The organism is Streptacidiphilus jeojiensis (assembly GCF_042510965.1).
Lineage (GTDB): Bacteria > Actinomycetota > Actinomycetes > Streptomycetales > Streptomycetaceae > Streptacidiphilus > Streptacidiphilus jeojiensis.
This window is the reverse complement of record NZ_JBEUKS010000003.1, coordinates 269,644-284,737: the sequence shown is the minus strand read 5'-3', so window position 1 is coordinate 284,737 and position 15,094 is coordinate 269,644. Positions and strand designations below refer to the sequence as shown.

Here is a 15,094-nt window from a genome sequence, read left to right as displayed (position 1 = left end):
GATCATGTGCGGCGGCTGCGCAGCAGGTCAACCGCTGCAAGCGGATGAATCGACCATGAATCTCCCCCGAACACGTCGACCGCACCGCCCACCGCACCGCCCAAGGACCGCTCATGGACCGCTCACCGGACCACCGACGAGATCGCCGGCCACGAGATCACCGGCCATCAACCCGGCCCCCAGACAGCCCGCCCGGGAGCCCAGCTCCGCCGCCACGATCGAGGGCGACGGCTGGAACGGCTTCAACCGCTCCGACAGCGCCTCCCGCAACGGGGCCAGCAGCAGTTCCCCGGCCTGGGCCAACCCGCCGCCGACGGCGACGGCCTGCGGCGCCAGCACCGTCACACAGGTGGCCAACGCGTCCGCCAGCGCGGTGACGGCCTGCGCCCACACCTTCCCGGCCACCGGGTCGCCGGCCCGCACCGCCGCCGCGACCTGCGCCGCGGTACTGCCCGGGGCCCCGCCCGCGCGCACATAGCCGGCAGCCACGCCCGACGCGGACGCCACCGTCTCCAGGCACCCCAGACCGCCGCAGCCACAGAGCTCACCGTCCGGACGCACCGTCAGATGGCCGATCTCCCCCGCACCGCCGGCCCACCCCGGGACCAGCCGTCCGCCCAGCACGACGCCGGCGGCGATACCGGTCCCCAGCGGAACGAAGAGGAAGGGGTCCTGCCCGCGCCCCGCCCCGAGCCGCTGCTCGGCCAGCGCACCGGCCCGCACATCGTGCCCGAAGGCGACCGGCAGCCCGAGCCGCTCCTCCAGCCGCGCCCGCATCGGCAGCTCCCGCCAGCCGAGATTGGCCGCGTGCACCGCCACCCCGGCACCCTCGTCCACCACACCCGGCACCACGACACCGGCCGCCAGCGGCCGACGACCGGTCAGTTCGACCGCCCGGGACACGAGCTCCACCCCCAGCCCGAGCACCCGCTCCGCCGTGGCGATCGCCCCGTCCTCACGACGGGTGGGCCACGAACCGGCCTCCAGCACGCTCCCGTCCAGCGCGAGGACCGCCGTCTTCACCTCCGTCCCCCCGACGTCCATCGCCACGACCGACTCGACCCCGACCGCACCTGACCTGCTGGGTGGCACCTGGCTCCTCCTGACTGCAGCTGTGGGAAAGCTTGGGAAAGCGCTTTCCACCCCAATCCTGGGCCGCGCCGGACGAGCAGTCAACCAGTGGTCGCCCTGATCCGTCGACCCGGCGGGTGGTCGCCGTTGCCAGGAAGCGGTTCAGTTCGGGGCGGTCGGGGGCGGTGGCCGGGCCGCGGCGGGTGACTGCGTAGGCTGCGGCGGCGTTGGCCTTGCGTGCGGCTTCGAGCGGGTCCGCGCCCTGGGTGAGGAAGGCCAGGAAGGCTCCTACGTGGGCGTCGCCGGCGCCGTTGGCGTCCACCGCGGTGACCTCGAACCCCGGCAGGTGCACCGGCGCCTGGACATCGGCCCGGTCGCCGTCGGCGGCGGGCGGTGCCACCCAGCAGCCGTCGGCGTCCGCCCGCACCACGACTCCGGCCCCGGGGCGCAGCCTGGCGCGCAGCGCCTGGGCCGCCTCGCGGCCCGATGCGCCTGCGGTCAGCAGCCCGGCCTCGCGGGCGTTGCAGCTCAACCAGTCGCACCGGGCCAGGATCCGGTCCAGCCGGGCGGGCGGGATGTCGGCCACCAGCGGTCCGGGGTCGAAGCTCAGCAGCACCCCGTCCGGGAGCCGTCCGACCAGCGCGGCCAGCGTCTCCCCGGTGGCCGGGCGCACCAGGCCGTATCCGGAGACCTGGACGACGTCGCCCGGGCGGAGCTGGGCGGCGAGGGCTTCGGTGTCCGCGTCGGTGAAGTCCGCCTCCGCGCCCGAGCTGGTCACGAAGGTCCGCTCGCCGCTGTCGACCAGGGCGATGCTGAAGCCGGTGTCCTGGCCGGTGCGTGCGGGCAGCAGCAGGTCGATGCCCTCGGCGGCCAACGAGGCCCGGGTCCGGTCGCCGAAGGTGCCGGTGCCGTGCGGGCCGGCGTAGGTGCCGGGCAGTCCCAGCCTGCCGGCGGCGGACAGCAGGTTGAAGCCGCCGCCGGTGGTGAACTCGGCGGACTCGGCGAGCATGTCGCCGCCGCGTTCGGGGAGGGCCGGGATCCGGACCACCAGGTCGACCAGGACGCTGCCGGCCAGGAAGAGTCGGGGGCCGCCGGTGTTGGGCTCGGCGTGGGCCCGGGTGCGGTCGTCGGTGCTCATCGGGTTCCCGTCGTGGTGGTGCTGGAGTGGTGGTCGACGGCCTGGGTACGGGGGTCGAGCGGGTGTATGCCGTCCTGGCCGCCGTCGCTCCCGTCGCCCCCGGCACCGCCGGTGCCGGCGGCTGCCGGGTTCCGCAGCGCGGCCTGGTCCTGGTGCTCCCGCACGACGGTGCGGTCCAGCGGACGCAGCAGCACGTAGAGCGCCGCGGTGACGACGAAGGTGACCACCCAGCCCAGGCCGCTGGCGCCGAGCCAACTGCCGGACCAGGGGCCGGAGAACCAGATGTCGGTGTCGCTCGTCTTGACCTCGGTCAGCAGCAGTCCGACGACGATCCCGACCGCCCAGGCCGCCACGGCGGCGGGGTTGACGCCCGCGCGGTACCAGTAGCGGCTGCCGCGACCGGTGTCCATCAGGGCCTTGGCGTCGTAGCTGCGGCCCAGCAGCAGGTCGGTGCCGAAGACCGCGACCCAGGCGGTGATCGGGACCGCCAGGATGGTCAGGAACGTGGTGAAGGGGCCGTAGAAGTTCTTGGCGATCAGCATGAAGTAGACGCCGCCGACCAGGGTGACGATGACGTCCAGGCCCACCGCCACGGTGCGCTTGGCGCGGATGCCCAGGGTGACCAGGGTCAGGCCGGCGGAGTAGACCGACAGGTGGTTCGACAGCAGCAGCCCGCCGACGGCGGCGATCAGGTAGGGGATCGCCATCCAGCTGGGCAGCATGGCGTTGATGGCGGCGACCGGGTCGGAGGCGGTGGCCAGCGAGGTGTCGCCGGCGGTGAGCAGCGCGCCCAGGGAGATCAGCAGGACCAGCGGGATCCCCGCCCCGAACGCGGAGGCGGCGACCAGGCGGGCGGCGGGCGTCCTGCGGGGCAGGTAGCGGGCGTAGTCCGCGCCGGCGTTGGCCCAGCCGATGCCGGTCCCGGCCGCGATCACGCCGGCGCCGGCGATCACCGCGCTCAGCGGTGCGGGGTGGGCGTGCAGTACCGCGTGCCAGTCCACCGTGGCCACCAGGAAGCCCATCACGACCAGGTTGAGCAGGCCGAACACATAGGTCGCCCAGCGGTTGATCCACATGATGGTGGCGTGGCCCAGCCCGCTGATCACCAGGGTCAGGCCGATGAACAGCAGCAGGCAGAGGATGGTGAGCGCGTCGTTCTGGTGCCAGCCGAAGGCGATGGAGACCAGCGCCAGCATGGCGTAGGCCGCGGTGGTGGTGTTGATGGTCTCCCAACCCGCGCGGCTGATCCAGGTGATCAACGTGGGTGCCAGGTTGCCGCGTACGCCGAAGACGGCGCGGGACAGTGTCATCGCCGGGGCTCCGCCGCGTTTGCCCGCGATGCTGAGCGCGCCGACCATGGCGAACGACCCGAACGAGCCGATGACCGCCACCAGTACGGCCTGCCAGATGTTCAGGGCGTGGAACGCGACCAGACTGGCGCCCAGCGGCAGTCCCAGGATGCTGATGTTGGCCGCGAACCAGGTCCAGAACATCTGGCGCGACTGCCCGTGCCGCTCGCCGTCCGGCACGGGTTCAATGCCTCGGGTCTCTACCGTTCCCACCCGTTCGCTCGCCGTTGAGTCGCTCACGGTGGTACCTCCTTGCTGAGTGTGATGGGGTTCCCCGCAGTTGACGCAGGGTCAGGTGGCGCGGGCCTGCGCGCGGTCGGCCTGTGGGGACCGGTCCTCGGGGCCCACTGCGGGTGACGGAGGGTCAGCCGTGCGTGGCGGACCGGAGGGTGAGCAGATCGGCCGAGAGGCCGCGCAGGTCGATGCCGTTCACGGCGTCGAGGGCGGTGACGGCTTCGGCGGGCAGTGCCGCGTGGCCCGAGACGGAACCGGCGATGGCGCAGGCGATGGCGCCGATGGTGTCGCAGTCGCCGCCGAGGTTGGCGGCGATCAGTCCGCACTGCCAGGGGTCGGCGCCGGCCAGGGTCAGGACGGCGAAGGCGGCCGGGATGGATTCCTGGCTTGCGACGCTGGTGCCGACGAGGTTCACGATCAGCTCGATCGCCTGGTCCCGGGGCACACCGGTCACCAGCCGCCGGGCCCAGCCGATGCGGGTGGCGATGTCGGCGCCGGCGACCCAGGCGCCGCGCAGCGAACCTGCGGCGGCCGCCTGCTCGGCGGCGTCCATGCACCGGTCCAGGCCGGCGCCGGACACGCCGGCGCTGACGGCGGCTGCGACGGCCGCGGCTGCGGCGATCCCGATGCCGGTGGCATGGGTGACCTGGCAGGACTCCACCACCCGGTCCAGGAACCCGTCGAGGTCGAGATCACCGTCGAGGTCGCCGTCGCGGCCTTCGGACCCGAACGGGAAGGCGATGCCGACCGGGGCGACCCGCATGGCCGCGCCGTTGGTGGTGCCGGTCCGTCCTGCCTCTTCGACCGAGGCGCCGCGGGCCACCGCGTCCAGGGCGGCCTTGGTCGAGGGGCCGAGCAGGTCCAGGGAGCCGCGCGCCTTCATGGTGGCTTCCCAGTCGAGCAGTTCCCGGGCCAGGGTGTGCGGGTCGATGTGCCCGTCACCGCGGACCAGCAGCCGGCCGACCAGCACGGCCTGTTCGGTGTCGTCGGTCACGCTCGCGGCGGGCAGTCCGGCGGCGACCGGGTTGTCCGGCGGGCCCGGCTCGAACCCGGTGACCTGGCCGAAGCGGGAGGTGATGGCGGCCCGGGACATCACCTGCGTCGGCATTCCCAGGGCGTCGCCCAGGGCGAGCCCGTAGAGGGCTCCCAGAGCGCGGTCCCCCACCGCGGTGTCGGTGATGGTGGCCGTCGGGTGGGGAGCGTTCTGGTTGTGCATGCGCCTGTCCTTGACTCTGGTCATGTAGATCGGTACTGCGGGGCGGGGTCCGTGCTGCGGGTTCAGCCCGCGGGCCCGCCGAAGGTCAGCTCCAGCCGGAAGTGTTCGGGCGACAGCCAGCTGGTGACGTGTTCGACGAAGCCGTCGTCCTGGTCCCAGCTGGTCCGCTCGACCTTGAGGAAGGCCTCACCGGCAGGTCGGGCGAGAGCCGTGGCCTCGCTCGGCGGCAGCGGGGCCACCGAGGCGACCTGCCGTCCCCGACGCTGGATCAGACCGGCCGCGGCCAGGGTCCGGGTCAGCGAACCGTCCAGCAGGCCGGTGCGGGGAACCTCGGCCAGCTCCGGGACCAGGAGCGAGCGGCTGAGCTCCAGCGAGACCGGGACGTCCCCGCTCTCCACGGCGAGGGACCGCACCCGGTCCAGTGCCAGGAACCCGGTCTCCTCGGCCAGCCCCAGCCGCTGCGCCAGCTCGGCGTCCAGGACGCTCTCCAGGCGTAGCACCGTGGCCGCCAGCGGTGTTCCCGCGTAGGCGAAGGCTGCGGTCCAGCCCTCCCGGTCGTCCAGCGGTGTGCCGTCGAAGGTGACCACCGAGCCGATCCCGGCCCGGGTGGCGATCAGCCCCTCGTCGCTCAGTTTCCGCAGGGCCTGCCGCACGGTGGTGCGGCTGACGGCGAAACGCTTGGTCAGCGCGTGCTCGCCGGGCAGCTGGCTGCCCTGCCGCAGCCGACCGGCGCGGATCTCCTGGGTCAGGAGATCCGCGATCCGCTGGTGCTTGCTGAGTACCTCGCTCATGCCCTCACGATAGGCATACCTATCTAGACATGTCTATAGCTGTCTAGTCCTGTTCTTTCCGCTCCTCAGCCGCCGAAGGCAGCGGGGCCGAAACGGCCCCACACCACGAAGCCGGCCAGGACGAGATAGGTCAGGTCCACCAGCACCAGGGCGGCCTCGTGCCGCCTGATCCGGGTGGCCGTGGCACCGGCCATGATCAGTACCAGGCCGAGCGCCGCCAGCGGCACCAGTACCGGCGCGATGTCGAGCACGGCGGGCAGGATCAGGCCCAGCGCGGCCAGTACTTCGAGGGTCCCGATGGCCTTCACGCCACCGCTGCTGAAGTCCTCGACCCACTGCGCGCTGTGCCCGGCCGCCGCGATCTTCTCCTTCGGCGTGACGACCTTGTAGCCGCCGCCGAGGAAGTAGGCGGCGGCGAGCACTCCGGCGATGATCCACAGAGCGATGTTCACGACGTGTCTCCTTGCGGGGTCCGTGGTCCGATGTCCGTCATCTGCTGTCGCCCCTCTGAGACAGGGCACCCCGCCGAGCTGTGACAGCAGCGGATGTGACCTGCGTCTCCCGCCGGCGCGGCCGCGCCCGCGCCTCGGATAACCTGCTGCCCAGACAGAGCGAGGAGTTCCCGTGCCAGGCACAGCAGTTGCGACGGACATGGCCGGCTACCGGCCGCTGCTGTTCTCCATCGCCTACGGGATGACCGGTTCCGTGGGCGACGCCGAGGACATCGTCCAGGACGCCTTCCTCAGCGTGACCCGGGCGCAGCAGGCGGGCACCGAGATCCTCGAACTGAAGGCGTATCTCACCACCTCGGTGACCCGACTGGGGATCAACTACCTCGGCTCGGCCCGGGTTCGACGGGAGTCCTACGTCGGCGAGTGGCTGCCCGAGCCGGTCGTCGTGTCCGCCGACCGGCCGGGGCCGGCCGAGTACGCCGAGCTGGCCGACTCGCTGTCGATGGCGTTCCTGGTGCTGCTGGAGGCCCTCTCCCCGGTGGAGCGGGCGGTGTTCCTGCTGCGCGAGGCCTTCGGGTACGGCTACCCGGACCTGGCGGCCGCCGTCGGCAAGTCCGAGGCCAACTGCCGGCAGATCTTCGCCCGGGCCAGGAAGCACCTGGCCGCCGAAGGGCATGAGGTCGACAGCCCGCCGCCACCGGCCCGGCGCGCGGAGGGCGAGGAACTCGCCCGCAGGTTCTTCGCGGCCACCGCGGGCGGCGACTTGGACGCGCTGCTCGCCATGCTCGCGCCCGAGGTCGTCTTCCACGGCGACGGCGGCGGCAAGGCCCGGGCCATCGGTACGTCGCTGACCGGACTGCGGCGCGTCGCCCAACTGCTCATCGGCGGGTTCCGCCGTACCGGGAGGGTCGGCGTCTCGCTGCAGCCGGCCTTGGTCAACGGCCGTCCCGGCGCGGTGCTGTCCGACTCCCAGGGGCGGGTGGCCAGCGTGCTGGAACTCGAGATCGTCGACGGTGCGATCCGGGCGGTCCACTCGGTGTCCAACCCCGACAAGCTCGGCCACCTCGGACCGGTGTCCGATGTCGCACTGCTGCCGGGGAACTGATCTACCCTCAGCTCACCGCAGGACGGCGCATCCGCGCTGCTCCAGCCCCTGCAACCAGTCCGGCCAGGGGTCGATGAGGTTCCAGCGCAGGTCCAGCTTCTCCAGGGCCGGCAGGTGGGCCAGCCCGGCGGGCAGGGCATCGAGCCGGTTGTTGCGCAGGTCCAGATGGGTCAACGCGGTCAGCTCGGCGACCGACTCCGGAAGTGCGCTCAAGCTGTTGTTCCGCAGGTCCAACCGGGTCAGCCGGTGCAGCTTCCCGAGGGACGTCGGGAGCGCGCTCAACCGGTTGTCCATCAGCCGGAGTTCACGCAGGTCGGCGAGGTCGCCGATGGAGTCGGGCAGGGCGGTGAGCTCATTGTCCATCAGATGGGCCTCGCGCAGGTCGGCCAGACCCCCGATCGACTCGGGGAGCGAGGCCAGCCGGTTGCGGTAGAGCCGCAGCTCCTGCAGGGCGGCGAGGTCGCCGAAGCGGGCCGGGAGGCCGGTCAGCCGGTTGTCGGTGACGTTGAGGTAGCGCAGCCGGGTCAGTCCGCACAATGTTGCTGGTACTGACGTGAGTTGATTATTGCTCAGGTAGAGGTAGCGGCTCAGTCCGGCGAGCCGGCCGATGGAGTCGGGCAGCGACTCGATGCGGTTGTGCCCCAGATCGAGCGTGTGCAGCTCGCTGAGACCTCCGATCGTCTCCGGGATCTCCTGGAGCTGATTGTCCGCCAGATTCAGGGTGCGCAGCGCTTGCAGTCTCCCGATGGCCGCCGGCACGGAGGTCAGCCGGTTCCGGTAGAGGCTGAGCAGTTCGAGCTGCGGAAGCTGGAGCACTACCTCCGGGACCGCCGCCAACCCGTTGCCGTCCAGGCGCAGTTCGGTGAGCGAGGGCAGCGACTTCAGCTCGCCGGGGAGGTCGGCGATCGTGGTGAACGACAGGTCGATACTGCGCAGCAGGCCGAGTCCCTCCGGCCCCAGGGCCGGGACCTCCGCAAGGCCCTGCCCCCGGGCTGACAACCGGGTGACGACCCCCTGTTCGTCCCGGCCGATTCCGGTCCAGCCCGTTGCCGTCATGGGCACCAGCCTAGGGGGTGGTTCCGGCGGAGGTAGGTGTAGGCCTACCTGGTGAGTGGGTTCCGGTCCATGGCGTCCGCCCGGTCCGGGCAGCAGCATGATCCCAGGTCGCAGCGTGCGGCCCGGGAGAAGCCGGACGAGACAGGACGGGGGCCGACTATGTGGCCGTTTCCGATGCCCACAGGGGCCTGGCCCCAGGGCGTGATCATGGCGTTGACCGCGCTCTGCGCGCTGGCGGCCTTCAGGGTGGAGCGGGCGCCGGAGCGCCCAGTGCGAGCGGCGGGTCCGGTCACGCGGATCGGCTGGCCGGTCCTCGCCGCGCTGGTGGGCATGGCCGCCTACGGCAGCGTGTCCGTGCTGGTGGTGGACCTGCACAACCCCGGAGCGCACGGCAACTCGGTCTTCGTGAACGTACCGGACCTGGCCTCGGTCGGGGTGCTCCCGGTGGCGCTGCTGCTGGCGGGCCTGCTGGCGACCATGCTGCTCCGGCAGGGGCCGGCGCCCAGGCCGGGTCTGCTGCCGGTGGTCGCGGTCGCGAGCGGTGAACTGCTGGTGGGGGTGAACGCGGTCGCGCACGGGCACACCCTGCGGCTGGATCTGCTGCCGGCGGTCCTCGGCGTCCTGGTGCTGGCCGCAGTCGCCGGAATCGGGCTGGTCCGACCGGCGGCGGGCAGGGCGGGGCGCCCGGCCGGGAACGAGGCGGCACGATCCGCGCGCTGGGCGCTGCTGCTGCCCGCCGTCGTGGTGATGCTCGGTGGCCTGTCCAGCCTCGATCCCTGGTCGGCCGCACCGCCGGACGCCGGGATCGGTGGCGCGGTGACCGCCTACTTCGTCGGGCTGGCGCTCCTGGCGGCCGCCGTGGTCCTGCTGGTGCGCAGGCCGCGGGCAGCGGCGGACCTGGCGGTCCTGGGACTGCTCGGGATCGGCGTGAACGGCATCGTCCAGGGCATCTTCGGACGTGCCCTGGTGGTGCGGACCTTCGGCGCCGGCAGTTGGCCGGTGTCGGGCTTCTCCGCCGACGCGGCCAACCATCTGGTGGTGCTCGGCGGGATCCAGGGAACGCTGCTGCTGGCCCTGGGACTGCGGTTGCTGCCGCTGACCGTGCTGCCGGACGCCAGGCGGCTGCTCGGGCGCGAGCCCGATCCGGCTCTCGCCCGGCGGGTGCGGGTGCTGACCGAGACCCGGGCCGAGGCGGTCAGCTCCGCCGCCGCGGAGCTGCGCCGGATCGAGCGCGATCTGCACGACGGCGCCCAGGGGCGGCTGGTGGCCATCGGGATGAACCTGCTGACCGCCGAGGAGATCATCCTCAGCAGCCCGCAGGAGGCCGTCGCACTGGTCGCGGAGGCCCGGGTCTCCTCGGCGGCGGCGCTGGAGGAACTGCGCAGCCTGGTCCGCGGGATCTACCCGCCGGTGCTGGCCGACCGCGGCCTGGGCGAGGCGGTCCGGGCGCTGGCGCTGGACCTGCCACTGCCCTGCGTGACCGAGATCGAGCCGCTCGGAGAGCTCGGCGCCCCGGTCGAGTCGGCCTGCTACTTCGCCGTCGCCGAGGTGGTCACCAATGCCGTCCGGCACGCCTCGGCGAGCAGCCTGCGGATCTCGATGGCCCGGACCGGCGGGCAGTTGAGGATCGAGGTGGTCGACGACGGCGTGGGTGGCGCCGATCCAGCCGCGGGCAGCGGACTGGTCGGGGTGGAGCGACGGCTGGCGGCCTTCGATGGCATCCTGGCGATCAGCAGCCCGCCCGGGGGTCCGACGATCGTGGTCATGGAGGTGCCGTGCGGATAGTCGTCGCAGAGGACCTCTTCCTGCTCCGCGAAGGGCTGGTCAGGCTCCTCAAGGCCCGTGGGTTCGAGATCGCGGCGGCCACCGACAGCGCGCCGGGCCTGCTGGCCGCGCTCCTGGAGTTCCGGCCGGACCTGGCGATCGTGGACATCCGGCTGCCGCCCACCCACACCGACGACGGGCTCCGCGCGGCACTGTCCGCGCGGCAGCAGATCCCCGGTCTGCCGATCCTGCTGCTGTCGCAGTACGTCGAGCAGATCTACGCCCGGGAACTGCTCGCCGACCAGGCCGGAGGGGTCGGCTACCTGCTCAAGGACCGGGTGTTCAGCGACGGCCAGTTCGTCGACGTGATCCGTACGGTCGCCGGCGGCGGCACCGTCATGGACCCCGAGGTGGTCACCAAGCTGTTCGGCCGCAGCGGGCGCAGCGAACCGCTGTCCCGGCTCACCGACCGGGAGCGCCAGGTCCTGGAGCTGATGGCCGAGGGGCGCTCCAACAGCGCGGTCGCGCACCGGCTCTTCATCAGCGAGAAGGCCGTGTCCAAGCACAGCACCAGCATCTTCACCAAACTGGACCTGGCCCCCTCCGACGACGACAACCGCCGCGTACTCGCCGTCCTCGCCTACCTGATGGCAGTCCCGCGCGACGGAGGGACTCCGCCCGGGCCGCGCTGAGTCCGGCGGCCGGATAGCCGTGGACAGCGGACACGCAGGCAGGGTATGCATGCGTACTGATCTGTTCATCATCCCGGGAAACCAGAGGACACGACGTGCGTCGAACCCAGCTCATCCGCGGATTGGGCGTCGCGCTCGTCGCGGCGACTCTCGCGACCGGTTGCTCGAGCGGACACCGATCCGCTTCCGCAGCCGCTGCGACGTCGCCGAGCCCCAGCGCCAGCGCCACCCCTGACCGGACCGGAGCCTCGTCCATGCCGACCCCGAGCGCGGCCGACCCCAGCACGGCCGCGTCGAGCGGACCTCCGACCTCACCGGCCGCCCCCGGCGCGGCCGTACCGGCGGTTCGGGACTCCTTCGCGGTACTGCAGGCGACCTACAACGACAGCTGCGGGTCGACCACGGCGAACTGCGAGTACTTCCTGGACCGCCTGCTGACCAACCTCGACGACCTGCAGAACTCGATGAAGGCCAGCCCGAAGGGCGCCGCGCACTTCGCGAAGCCGCTTGCCTGGATCGCCCAGATGCAGACCACGCTGGCGGGCGACTACGGCTTCGACAACCTGCACAAGCACCAGAGTCTGCTGGTCTCCACCCGCGACAGGATCAACACCTGGATACAGGCCTACCCGGACGACTATCGGTAGTAGATCCGAGGCAGCGGCTGTGGATCCGTCACGGGCGCAGCCCGACCTGCTTCAGGCCGATGCGGCTGAGGTCGTCGATCACGGACGCGTCGCCCCGGCGCCAGGCGTCGGCCAGGCCGCCGGGCGGGATCTCGACCGTGGCCAGGTTGCGCAGCGGGCCGGTGAGCGCCCGGAGCGCGAAGAGGTCGGCGCCGCCGGGGGCGTCCAGCAGTCGGCGTGCGTTGACCGTTCCGCGGATCCAGTGGATCCGGGGCGGCAGCCAGACCAGCAGTACCAGCAGTACCGGCACCGCGATCAGCACGAACGCCACCAGGAACGCCAGGTGACTGACCGTGTGCTGCACCGACTCGCCCGCCGAGGCCAGGCCGTTGCCGGCCCCGGCCGCCGACAGCAGCGGCCGCTTCAGGGTGTCCCCCACCAGCGGCACCCTGGCCGCGGCGTTGCCCGCGTCGTTCAGTCCGCCGGCGAGCTGGTCGCCGGCGCTCTGCGCCGCCTGCCCCGGAGCGGCCAGCCGCATGATCACGTCATGGATCAGCAGGGCGAACCACACCGACACCGCGATCACGGCCAGGGCCAGCAGGTCGGCCACGACCTGACGGGTCCTGCGTGCAGGGATCTGCGAATAGATTCTCAAGGTCTCGTCCCGCTCCGCACTGGGTTGTCACCGGTCATTGAGAGGGTGCTGCGCACTGCGTCTGCCCAGGCTAGGGCGTTCCGTGCGCAATTCCGGCTCAATACCGGCGAGGGGCGGCGGCGTCGCCCCGATCCGCTCAGCGCGCCTGCGCTCAGCGCGCCGCCCAGAAGACGGAGCCGGCGACCAGGGACCCGAGCACGGCTCCGGCCAGGCACTGGGCACGGGTGTGGTCCCGCAGCACCACCCGCGACCACCCCACCGCGGCCACGACGGCGTAGCCGAGCAGGGCCCACGCGCCGAAGGCCACCGCCAGCATGGCGACCGCGCCGCCTCCTGCGCTGGTGTGGATCGAGATCTTCCACCGGGTGGTGATGGCCGTGACCGGGACCATCGTCGCGAACTGACCCAGGATCATCGCGGTCAGCGGGCGCGGTGCACCGCCGAAGTACATCAGGGCGAGCCCCACCCCCACCGACAGCATGATCAACGGCAGGATCACCACCCGCCTGGCCCGGTCGCCGACGTACCGGTCACCCACCCGTCCACGTCGCACCCCGGCCGAGATGCCCAGTTGGGGAAGGACCCCGGAGAACAACGCGCCGACCAGCCCCCAGGCGGCGCCTGACAGTCCGTAACGGACCGCGCCAAAGCCCAGCATCACCCCGAGCACGATGTTCATCGGGTCCACGGCACGGGTCACGAAGCGGGCCCACCTGAGGGCGGCGTCCGTCCCCGGGCCGTCCTGCTCGGGAGCGCTCACGGTGCTGGCGAGCGGGGTCTGCGTCATCGGCTCGGCGTTCCTTGGGGTCGAGGTTGCGTACAGCGCCCCTGAACAGCCGCAGCCAGGGCCCGGAGCCGAACACTAGCGCGGCTCCGGCTCACCGCTCGACGGAGGGACCGGCTCCCGGGCCGCCCAGTCGGACGATATGCTTCCGCATCTCAAGAACCGCTGGTCACAGGTGTAGAGGTAGGGGACGTGCAGGGTTTCGCGCGCGGGGTGGCAATTCGTTCGGTGGTGGCGGCGGTGGCAGCAGCGGTGCTGCTCTGCGGCTGCGACGCCACCGGCGGCGCCAGTGCTGACGGCGCGTCCGCGGAAGTCGCGCCCAGCCCTACTACGGTCACCGGTCGCCTGGTGGCCACCCGCTACGTCATACCGCTGACCCGCACCGCCACCCGGCCGCACATGGTCCGCCGCTGCCGCACCGAGACCGAACGGGTGCGGCACACCACCGGCTCCGGAAGCAAGAAGCGCACCACGTACACCAACGAGGAGCGCACCGTCTGCACCCAGGTGCAGCAGGGCACCGAGACCTACCGCAAGGTCGTCCGGCCGGAGAACTGGTGCACGGAGCTGGACGATGTCGGCGGTGCGAGCGGCCCGGACAACGTCTGGTACCGGGTGAACCAGGGGGACTACCTGCAGGCGCTGGGCCTCAAGACCGGGTCCTCGGTAACGGTGGAGCCGCTCAGCGGCAACTGTTGACGCCGCGTCGGTCATCTCAGTGGCGGGTTGGCGGGTGAGTACTGCGGTTCGCTCCAGCGCAGGGGCAGGGCACCGGGCAGGTCGACCACCGCCGTCAGGTGGAAGGTGACCGACCGCTGCTGCCAGTCGGTCCGGGCCGTACCGGTGAGCAGCAGCAGGCCGCCCGTCTCCCAGACAGGGAAGGCCAGCCCGGCGCGCGGGTTCAGTTCGAGGTTGCCCAGCGTCATGTAGGCGCCGTTGCCCGGGTACTCGTGCCAGCGCAGCTCCGTCGGGGAGAGGGATTCGACGAAACCCGGATTGCCGCCCCGGTGCGAGGCGTCTGCCTGCCCCTCGCGGTCCGCGGTGGCGAGGAAGAAGGTGTCCGCGGTGCCGATGACGAGCCGTTGAGCCGTTGTCAGCTCCCGTCCCCGGCGCCCCGGCCCTGGCGCGGCGGTCGGGGTTGCCGGAACCGGGACGCGCTTCTGGATGTACTTGGGGCAGTTGGAGAAGACCTGCTCGGCGTGCAGCAGGAAGCCGCCGTCCTGTGCCTTCGCGGTTCCGTTGACGCGCATCCGCCGTCGGGTGGCCGGTTCGAGGGCGATCGTGCCCACCTGGGTGGCCGGGCCGCGCAGGGCATCGCGCAGCGGGTCGTCCGGATGTGGCAGGGCTGCGACGCTCAGCGTCCGCTCGTCGGGGACGGAGACGAAGCCCGGCTCGCCGGCCAGCACCGTCGCCCACATCCGGCCGTCCGCGTCCGCGGCGCCGACGACCAGTAGTTGACGCTGCGCCAGGAAGCTTGCGGCGACCGCCGGCACGGTGTCGCGGATGCTACGGCCGAGGTGTTCGGCCCGCTCGGTCTCCCCGGTGCGCGCCTGCGCTGCGCGCTCGCCGGCGTGGTAGCCCGCCGTGGGCACGGTGACCATGGCCTAGAAGAAGCCGCAGGTGGGGGCGTCGGCGAACGGGGCCTTGCCCTCCCCCGCGACGCCGTTGACGGTGAAGACCTCCAGGCGCGTCCCGTCCGGGTCGCTGAAGAAGACCCCGCCGGAGTCGCGGCCCTCGCCGTGCGGGACGACGCCGTCGTACTGGAAGGTCGCGCCGCGCTCCTTCAGTGCCCACTCCGCCTCGCGCACCTCCTCCACGGTGTCGACCTCGAAGGCGAGGTGGTGCAGCCCGGCCTGGTCGCGCTGATGGGCTCCGGCGGCCTGCTGCCAGATGGTGAGCACCAGCGTGCCGTCCTTCCCCAGCTGGGCGACGCGGCGTTCGGGCGCGGTGCCGGGGGCCGAGCCGCCGAGTACGTGCAGGCCGAGGACGTCGCGGTAGAAGGCGACCGAGCGGTCCAGGTCGGTGACATTGATGCCGACGTGTCCGGTGCGCAGGGAGGCGGGCATGGCGGGGCTCCTGTTCGGAAGGCACTGCTCTAACCGTTCACCATGACCATACGGGTTAGGTATCAGGACATGCAACCGTTCCAAAGCCGCTGAAC

Annotated in this window: 16 protein-coding genes; 5 read left to right on the top strand and 11 right to left on the bottom strand. The window is 72.1% G+C overall.

All coding sequences use genetic code 11. From position 1 onward, the window contains the following. Positions 1-111 precede the first annotated feature (111 nt). The 6 genes from ABUW04_RS10325 to ABUW04_RS10300 form a co-directional block, all read right to left on the bottom strand. Positions 112-1,044, bottom strand: a complete 933-nt coding sequence (locus ABUW04_RS10325; RefSeq protein ID WP_380564548.1) for an ROK family protein — start codon at positions 1,042-1,044, stop codon at positions 112-114. Then, positions 956-2,209 carry a PfkB family carbohydrate kinase gene (locus ABUW04_RS10320; protein WP_380564218.1) on the bottom strand — a complete coding sequence of 418 codons (1,254 nt, stop codon included), beginning with the start codon at positions 2,207-2,209 and terminating at the stop codon, positions 956-958. The genes ABUW04_RS10325 and ABUW04_RS10320 overlap by 89 nt, the downstream gene beginning before the upstream one ends. Next, positions 2,206-3,798, bottom strand: coding sequence for a purine-cytosine permease family protein (locus ABUW04_RS10315; protein WP_380564217.1), 1,593 nt, complete (start codon positions 3,796-3,798; stop codon positions 2,206-2,208). The genes ABUW04_RS10320 and ABUW04_RS10315 overlap by 4 nt, the downstream gene beginning before the upstream one ends. A 124-nt stretch (positions 3,799-3,922) precedes the next feature. After that, the gene (locus ABUW04_RS10310; protein ID WP_380564216.1) at positions 3,923-5,008 is read right to left on the bottom strand and encodes an ADP-ribosylglycohydrolase family protein; all 1,086 of its coding nucleotides are present in this window, start codon (positions 5,006-5,008) and stop codon (positions 3,923-3,925) included. A 62-nt stretch (positions 5,009-5,070) separates the two neighbouring features. Further along, positions 5,071-5,799, bottom strand: coding sequence for a GntR family transcriptional regulator (locus ABUW04_RS10305; protein ID WP_380564215.1), 729 nt, complete (start codon positions 5,797-5,799; stop codon positions 5,071-5,073). Positions 5,800-5,864: 65 nt separating this feature from the next. Next, a complete protein-coding gene (locus tag ABUW04_RS10300; RefSeq protein ID WP_380564214.1) occupies positions 5,865-6,251 on the bottom strand; it encodes a DoxX family protein in 387 nt (128 codons plus the stop codon). A gap of 199 nt (positions 6,252-6,450) precedes the next feature. Between ABUW04_RS10300 and sigJ the strand changes: the two genes are divergently transcribed. Further along, positions 6,451-7,356, top strand: a complete 906-nt coding sequence (gene sigJ, locus ABUW04_RS10295) for an RNA polymerase sigma factor SigJ (protein WP_380564547.1) — start codon at positions 6,451-6,453, stop codon at positions 7,354-7,356. 12 nt (positions 7,357-7,368) lie between these two features. On the opposite strand, the gene ABUW04_RS10290 is transcribed toward sigJ, so the two are convergent. After that, positions 7,369-8,412, bottom strand: a complete 1,044-nt coding sequence (locus ABUW04_RS10290; protein ID WP_380564213.1) for a leucine-rich repeat domain-containing protein — start codon at positions 8,410-8,412, stop codon at positions 7,369-7,371. A gap of 207 nt (positions 8,413-8,619) precedes the next feature. Here ABUW04_RS10290 and ABUW04_RS10285 point away from each other — a divergent pair, with 207 nt between their 5' ends. The 3 genes from ABUW04_RS10285 (at position 8,620) to ABUW04_RS10275 (ending at position 11,515) form a co-directional block, all read left to right on the top strand. Continuing rightward, complete coding sequence (locus tag ABUW04_RS10285; protein WP_380564212.1) at positions 8,620-10,197, top strand: sensor histidine kinase; 1,578 nt, start codon at positions 8,620-8,622, stop codon at positions 10,195-10,197. Further along, on the top strand, positions 10,188-10,868 hold the full coding sequence (locus ABUW04_RS10280) for a LuxR C-terminal-related transcriptional regulator (protein WP_380564211.1): 681 nt from the start codon (positions 10,188-10,190) through the stop codon (positions 10,866-10,868). Before ABUW04_RS10285 ends, ABUW04_RS10280 begins: the two co-directional genes overlap by 10 nt. A gap of 254 nt (positions 10,869-11,122) precedes the next feature. Continuing rightward, the gene (locus ABUW04_RS10275; RefSeq protein ID WP_380564210.1) at positions 11,123-11,515 is read left to right on the top strand and encodes a hypothetical protein; all 393 of its coding nucleotides are present in this window, start codon (positions 11,123-11,125) and stop codon (positions 11,513-11,515) included. A gap of 28 nt (positions 11,516-11,543) precedes the next feature. On the opposite strand, the gene ABUW04_RS10270 is transcribed toward ABUW04_RS10275, so the two are convergent. Both ABUW04_RS10270 and ABUW04_RS10265 read right to left on the bottom strand, forming a co-directional pair. Next, positions 11,544-12,149, bottom strand: coding sequence for a hypothetical protein (locus ABUW04_RS10270; RefSeq protein WP_380564209.1), 606 nt, complete (start codon positions 12,147-12,149; stop codon positions 11,544-11,546). 151 nt (positions 12,150-12,300) lie between these two features. After that, positions 12,301-12,936, bottom strand: coding sequence for a phosphatase PAP2 family protein (locus ABUW04_RS10265; protein ID WP_380564208.1), 636 nt, complete (start codon positions 12,934-12,936; stop codon positions 12,301-12,303). 210 nt (positions 12,937-13,146) lie between these two features. On the opposite strand from ABUW04_RS10265, the gene ABUW04_RS10260 reads away from it, so the two are divergent. Further along, a complete protein-coding gene (locus ABUW04_RS10260) occupies positions 13,147-13,632 on the top strand; it encodes a hypothetical protein (RefSeq protein ID WP_380564207.1) in 486 nt (161 codons plus the stop codon). Positions 13,633-13,643: 11 nt separating this feature from the next. Here the strand turns inward: ABUW04_RS10260 and ABUW04_RS10255 are convergent, their stop codons facing one another. Further along, complete coding sequence (locus ABUW04_RS10255; RefSeq protein WP_380564206.1) at positions 13,644-14,534, bottom strand: pyridoxamine 5'-phosphate oxidase family protein; 891 nt, start codon at positions 14,532-14,534, stop codon at positions 13,644-13,646. Positions 14,535-14,537: 3 nt separating this feature from the next. After that, positions 14,538-14,999 carry a VOC family protein gene (locus ABUW04_RS10250; protein ID WP_380564205.1) on the bottom strand — a complete coding sequence of 154 codons (462 nt, stop codon included), beginning with the start codon at positions 14,997-14,999 and terminating at the stop codon, positions 14,538-14,540. Positions 15,000-15,094 lie beyond the last annotated feature (95 nt).